Genomic DNA, 6,259 nt, shown 5'->3' with positions numbered 1-6,259 from the left:
GTTGACGTAGCGGTTGCGCTCGCCGGTCTCCTCCAGCGGGTTCAGCGTGTCGACGACGACGTTTGCCTGCCCGTCGACCTGCTGGACGACGCGGCCGGCGTTGTCGATCGGCGTGTCGATGCCGGCGTACTGGATCGAGTAGTCGTCCGTCCGGAGCACGCGCTCCAGGTCGTCCCGAACGGCCGGCTCGGTCCGCAGCGTCGTGATGTAGGCGGTCGGACGTTCCTCCATGAACTCGTGTAGCAGCGGCTCGCTCTGGCTATCGGGCGGAGCCAGCAGCGCGACCACGCTGCCGGCGCGCACGCCGCCGTCGAGGTTCCGGTCGATGGCGGTGACGCCGGTCGAGAGCCGCTTTGCCATCGGTTCCAGTTGACGCGCCTGTGATATAATCGTATCGACGGTTCGACTGTAGTCGGGGTGACTGTACGTTTTTCGACTGGACGTGAGGAGAATACGGAGTCGAAAAGAACGAGAATCGAATAGGATACATCCATCCCGTGTGCGATTACCGATCCGTCGAACAGCGGAACCCGTGGTGTGAGGATCAGTCTTCGGGGACCGTCGTCAGCCCGGCCTGAACGCTGGCGACCGACTGGTCCAGCGTATGCTCTTTGAACTTCCCGCCGTCCTGACCGCGGTTTTTGACCGTCGACGAAGCGATCCCGAGTTGGATTAACTCCGCGAGATGCTCGCGAACGGACCGCATCGATATGGGCTCGACACCTTCCCGCTCACAGACGAGCCCGTACACGTCGTGGATGTCCCTCGTCCGGGCTGGCGTGTCGCCGTCCTCGTGTAGCAGCGTCAGCGCGTAGAGAACGTACTGCCCGTGTTCGGGGAGGTTCGAAATTCCCTGTTCAACCTGATCGGTCTCCAGTTTCGTCCGGGCGCGATCGACGTGACGTTCCGTCACGTTCTCGGCGTTCTCCGAACGGGCGATGTCGCCGGCTTCCAGCAACAAGTCAAGCGCCTGCCGGGCGTCCCCGGAGTCTTTCGCACCGAAAGCGGCACATAACTCGATCACGCCGTCGTCAACAACGCCTTCTTTGAACGCTACTTTTTCGCGCTGGCGCAACACCTGCTGGAGTTCGGTCGCATTGTATGCCGAAAACGAGACCTCCTTTTCACACAGAGACGACCGAACCTTCGAGGACAGTTGCTCCCGAAACGTCAGGTCGTTGCTGATCCCGATGACACCGAGTTGCACGTCCTCCACGTCACCGTTCGACAGCGCACGCGGGAGCTTGTACAGCAAGGAGTCGTCCTCAATGTGGTCGACCTCGTCGAGGACGAGCAGTACGGTCCCGCCGAGCGCATCGAGTTCGTTGAACAGAAATCGGTACACCGCCGCCTGGGGATGCCCGGTGTCGGAAATTTGCTCGCCCGGCTCCCGGAGTTCGTTGACGAGTTGGACCGCCGCCTGATACGAGGAATTGAGCCCGTCACAGTTGATCTCGACTGTGTGTAGATCCAATCCTTCGATGTCGGCTGCGTCCCGTTCGAGCCGTTGGAGGAGAAACCGTGTCGCGGCCGTTTTCCCGACACCGCTTTTCCCGTACAGAAAGACGTTACTCGGGATCTCGTTTTGAATCACGGGCTGAAGTGCGGTGTGATACTCCCGAAGTTCCGCGTCGCGTCCGACCAGCTCGTCCGGCGTCCAATGCTCGGTCAGCGCGTTCCGATTGCGGAAGATCGAATCCTTCCGATCAAACGTGAATTCGTCGTCCATACTGGACAGGGTGACAGGCATCGGTCTTAACCTTTGGTTCCGCTGATTCCGTTGTCCCGTTTTATTTATAAATTCCGGACACCACCGGTTCCGCTGTCTTTGCTCGACCACCACTCACACCACTACTTCCGCTGTTCAGCACGGCGGACACACCGCCACTTCCGCTGTCTCTGGTCGGTCCCACACACTGACGGTTCCGTTGTCCCCATGACTCCCCCACACCACTGGTTCCGCTGTTCAGCAACAAGCCGACATGGCTAGTGGTCTTTATACCACAGGCTCCGCTGTTAGTCGAGAGAGACACACCACTACTTCCGCTGTTCAGCGACGATCGACGTGGCGATGGCCAGCTCACACCGTCGGTTCCGTTCCGGCGAACGAACGCGTGAGGATACTCCATCCACAGCAGGTGCGCAGTTCAAGCTACAGGAGACACACCACCGCTTCCGCTGTTCAGCAGTGTCGCTAGCGCTAGCGGTCCTCTGTGAAACTTCCCTACACTCATCGGTAGTGTTCAGATTAGCTGATTCCATGCGAAGCTGAACGATTTGAGCCAGTCGTCAGCTGTGTCTGCGTCGGCATTGCTAAAACAGTTTGAAAACGAAGATGTTCGTCGTTTTACTTCTCGAAAGACACGTTCGACACTGTTCCGATTTCCATGTTTTTCGTATCGGAAATCGAGGCCGTGTCGTGAACAGGCGTCTTTCAGCGAGAGTGAGCCATCGATGAGAAACACGGCGTCGTCAACGTCGTGTTTCTCGCGTAGCTTCGTGAAGAACGAGTGAGCGATCACTTTGTTTGTGGTTGGCTCAAGCGTTGTATGGAGTAATTCGTTGGTTTTGGGATCGACTGCGGCGTACAGCCAGTATTGCTCGTCATTAAGTCGGATCACGGTCTCGTCAACTGCGATGTGATCCGGGCTGTGTCCATCTTCGGGCTGTAGATCGGCTTTGTGAACCCAGTTATGTACGGTTGACCGTGCCCGTTCGACACCGAATACCTCAAGAATAGAAACAGTATTCGAGAGCGATAATCCAGCGAGATGCAGCTGAATACTGAGCTTCATCAGCAGGCGCGGTGTCGCTTCTCGTTCAACAAACTCTAAGTCGATCTGGTCGATACTACCGCCGAGGCGGGCGTTTTCCGGCATGGACACCTGAAAACCGTCCCGCCTCACCTTTCAATCCTTATCTGAACACCGCCCACTCATCCATACACAAGTTTAAGTGAATCCGCTAAAAATAGTAACCGCACTGCGCTAGTGCCGTGATGCAACCCCTCCCGAGAAAGGCTCGGGAGGGGTTGCAGAACACGCTGAACAGCGGAAGTAGTGGTGTGGGGGTGTCCGAGCTTCGATCAGAAGCTCTTCTCGAATACGTTATATTCGGCAAGACCGAGAGATCGGCCGCTATTTGCCCGGTGCGCAGTAGAGTGACCTCAGACACGGCCTCAAAGAACTGTCAGAGGTCCGCGAACGCCCCCTCGAAGTCGCCGTACTCGGTCAGTTCCGACAGGAGCCCGTCGAGTTGGGTGCGGAGCTCCTCGCCCCGCTCGACGAGTTCGGCGTAGTCGTCGTTGTCCGACAGTTCCGCATTCGTGAACTCCGTCTCGAGCGTCGCGCGCTTGGAGGCGACCGCGAAGTACTCCTGCAGGAGTTCGCCGTAGTTGCCCCGGGCGACCATCGTCTCGACGGTGCTGATGATCTCCTCGCGGTCGACCGGCTTGGTCACGTAGGCGTCGAACTCCATGTCGATGATGTCGACGTCGGGGTCGACGGCGGTCAGCATGACGACACGGCAGTCGATGCCGCGGCCGCGGACCTCCTCCAGCACGGCGTCGCCGGGCAGGTCCGGCATCCGGCGGTCGAGCAGCAACACCTCGACGGACTCGTCGACGACCGCGAGCGCCTCGTCGCCGCCGGAGGCCGTTCGCACGTCGTACGCGTCGGACAGCCACGTCTCGTAGAGGTCGAGGACCTGGTCGTCGTCGTCGACGACCATCACGGAGGGACGGCTCTCGCCCTGACTCATTGTTGTATCGTTACGCTTACCCCTCAAAGCGTTTTCGCCGGAGCCATTACATATAACACCAGTTACAATATACGACGCTAGTCGAGCGTCTCCGCGTCCCGCTCCCGGACGCGGATCCCCTTCGCCGAGAGGTGCTGGAGCTGTCGCTGTGCGTGCTCTTCCTCGGTCGTGCCCCGCGTGGCGAGCACGAAGACCAGCGCGTTGCCCGCCGGGCGCATCGCCCGGCCGGCCCGCTGTGCGCCCTGCCGACGGGAGCCGCCGAGACCGGAAGCGACGACCACCAGATCCGCATCCGGCAGGTCGATCCCCTCGTCGCCGACCCGGGAGACGACGAGCGTGTCGCGCTGGCCGTGGCGGAACTCCGAGAGCAGCTTCTCGCGGCGGGCGTGGCGCGTCTCGCCGCTGAGGAACGGGACCGACAGCGCCTCGGCGAGCGCCTCGCCGTGGTCCAGATACTCGACGAAGATCAGCGCCTTCGCGTCGCGGTGGGTCGCGAGCAGGTGGCGGACCTCCCGGAGCTTCGCCGGGTTCGTCGCCGCGACCTGCCGGCGGTCGTGGCCGCTCGTGCTCGCGTGCTCCCGCTGGCGCTCGTCGCTGTCCCACGGGACGTACCGGATCTCCACCTCCGGCTCCTGCACGAAGCCGGCGTCGAACAGCGCGTCCCAGTCGGTGCCGATCGGCGGCCCGATCAGCGTAAAGATGTCCTTCTCGCGGTCGTCCTCGCGGATCGGCGTCGCCGACAGGCCGAGGCGGTGTTTGGTCTGGAGATCCGCACTACGCCGGTACACCGTCGCCGGCACGTGGTGGACTTCGTCGTACACGATCAGCCCCCAGCGCCGCTCGTCGAACAGCTGGCGGTGGCGGTCCATCCCGGCGGTCTGGTAGGTCGCGATCGTGACCGGGCGGACCTCCTTTTTCCCGCCGTGGTACTCGCCGACCTGCGCCTCGGAGAGCGTCGTCCGCGCCAGTATCTCGTCGCGCCACTGGGTCGCCAGTTCGCGGTTCGGCACGAGGATCAGCGTCTCGCCGCCGACCGCCTCCAGCACGCCGAGCGCCGCGACGGTCTTGCCGCTCCCCGGCGGCCCGACGAGCACGCCCGACTTCACGTCGGTGAACTCCCGGACCCACTCGCGCTGGTACCCCCGGAGGTCGACGCGCAGGTCGACGTCGAGGTCGTCCCCCTCGTCCAGGTCGCGCTCGTCCTGCACCGGGTAGCCCGCCTCGTAGAGGACGCGCTTGACCTCGGCGACGCGCCCTTCAGCCACCCAGCTCACGTCGTCCTCGATGGGGGCGCGCAACTGGCCGTCGTCGAGGCGCTGCCGGGCGACGTTGCCCATCAGGTCGTCGCTGGCGGCTTCCAGCACGGTGTAGCCGTCCTCGTGGGTCCGGAGGACGAACTGGTGGGCGCGCTTCCACTGGTCCTCGATCCACTCCGCCAGGCCCGGGGCCGGCTCGGGGAGCACCTGGCGGACGGTCCCGAGCAGGTCGTCGAGCGCCTCGTACGGTGCCTGCCACACGTCCTCCCGGCGGATCTCGTACAGGTACCCCCCGGAGCCGTTCGCGTCGGTGAGGTGGGCGAACTGCGACAGCTGCGCCCGGGTGAACTGCGTCGGGCTGTCGACGACCACCTCCCGGCGCTCGGGGAAGAGCGTGACGCGCTCGCGCTCGGCGACGGCTGCCCAGTCCGACGGGAACCAGACGACCGGGTCGGTCTCCACGTCGAGGCGCTCCACGTCCCCGGCGCTCGCGAGGTCGGCAAGCGCCTCGGTCGCCTCGGCCTGCGAACAGCCGAGCGTCCGCGCCACCTCGCTGGCCGTCACGACGGGGCGGGTCGCGTCCTCCAGCGCGTCGTGGAACGCGTCCAGCGACACCGTTCCGGCGTCATCGGGCACGTCGGAGTCGTCGGCCGACGCAGCAGGCTCGGAAGGTTGCGTCTCCGGCTCGTCAGAGTCGGCAGGGGATGTCTCCGGGTCGTCGGGGTCGGCGGGCGGCGTGTCGCGTTCGTCGGGGTCGGTCACTACCGCGCGGTAACGGCGGCGGGGACAAACGGCTTGCGGGTCACGAGCGGTCGAACCGACGGTCTGTCCGCGCCGGTCAGCGACCGACGCCGCCGTCCGGGACGGAGCGGTCCGCCTCGCCGTCCGGCGTCCGCGCGTACAGCGAGTACGCGAGCACGAGGAAGCCGACCGCGGTGAACGTGCTCTGGACCGCGACGCCGGTCTCGATGGTGACGCCGGCGAACTGGTGGAGCGCGCCGGCGACGAACCCGCCGACCGTGACGAACGCCAGGCCGTAGGCGAGCGCGCGGAGGGCCGGCGACCCGGTGCGGAGGTACGCCCGGTAGGCGAGCGAGGCGACGAACCCGCCACAGAGCAGCGTCGTCGTCTTGCTCGCGACGATCAGTAGGTCCTGTGGGAGCATTGGCACATCGTCACTCGTTACTCCGACGGTCGCAGCGATATAATCCGGTGTGCGTTATCAGTAGCTGAGAACGGCGCGA

The 6,259-nt window shown here is 63.8% G+C and carries 6 protein-coding genes; all 6 read right to left on the bottom strand.

The window, feature by feature from the left end; all coding sequences use genetic code 11:
- Nucleotides 1–360 (bottom strand): DUF7125 family protein (locus D8896_RS17800; RefSeq protein WP_449404871.1); only part of this gene is annotated, 360 nt, incomplete at its 3' end.
- 184 nt (nt 361–544) lie between these two features.
- Nucleotides 545–1,729 carry an orc1/cdc6 family replication initiation protein gene (locus D8896_RS17795; protein WP_121823347.1) on the bottom strand — a complete coding sequence of 395 codons (1,185 nt, stop codon included), beginning with the start codon at nt 1,727–1,729 and terminating at the stop codon, nt 545–547.
- A gap of 514 nt (nt 1,730–2,243) precedes the next feature.
- Nucleotides 2,244–2,879, bottom strand: coding sequence for an IS6 family transposase (locus D8896_RS17790; RefSeq protein ID WP_121823450.1), 636 nt, complete (start codon nt 2,877–2,879; stop codon nt 2,244–2,246).
- A gap of 310 nt (nt 2,880–3,189) precedes the next feature.
- Nucleotides 3,190–3,759: a HalX domain-containing protein gene (locus D8896_RS17785; protein WP_121823449.1), complete on the bottom strand. Its 570-nt coding sequence runs from the start codon at nt 3,757–3,759 to the stop codon at nt 3,190–3,192.
- Between the two features lie 77 nt (nt 3,760–3,836).
- Nucleotides 3,837–5,777 carry a DEAD/DEAH box helicase gene (locus D8896_RS17780; RefSeq protein WP_121823448.1) on the bottom strand — a complete coding sequence of 647 codons (1,941 nt, stop codon included), beginning with the start codon at nt 5,775–5,777 and terminating at the stop codon, nt 3,837–3,839.
- Between the two features lie 76 nt (nt 5,778–5,853).
- Nucleotides 5,854–6,180, bottom strand: coding sequence for a DUF7521 family protein (locus tag D8896_RS17775; protein WP_121823447.1), 327 nt, complete (start codon nt 6,178–6,180; stop codon nt 5,854–5,856).
- Between the last annotated feature and the right edge of the window lie 79 nt (nt 6,181–6,259).

This window comes from Halostella salina (assembly GCF_003675855.1).
Lineage (GTDB): Archaea > Halobacteriota > Halobacteria > Halobacteriales > Natronoarchaeaceae > Halostella > Halostella salina.
Note: the sequence above shows the minus strand (reverse complement) of the source record. Positions and strands in the feature narration are given on the sequence as shown.

Bases quoted from the DNA above. Each gene is read 5' to 3' on its own strand.
- D8896_RS17790 (WP_121823450.1), bottom strand. From the start codon at position 2,879: ATGCCGGAAAACGCCCGCCTCGGCGGTAGTATCGACCAGATCGACTTA.
- D8896_RS17785 (WP_121823449.1), bottom strand. From the start codon at position 3,759: ATGAGTCAGGGCGAGAGCCGTCCCTCCGTGATGGTCGTCGACGACGAC.
- D8896_RS17795 (WP_121823347.1), bottom strand. From the start codon at position 1,729: ATGGACGACGAATTCACGTTTGATCGGAAGGATTCGATCTTCCGCAAT.
- D8896_RS17775 (WP_121823447.1), bottom strand. From the start codon at position 6,180: ATGCTCCCACAGGACCTACTGATCGTCGCGAGCAAGACGACGACGCTG.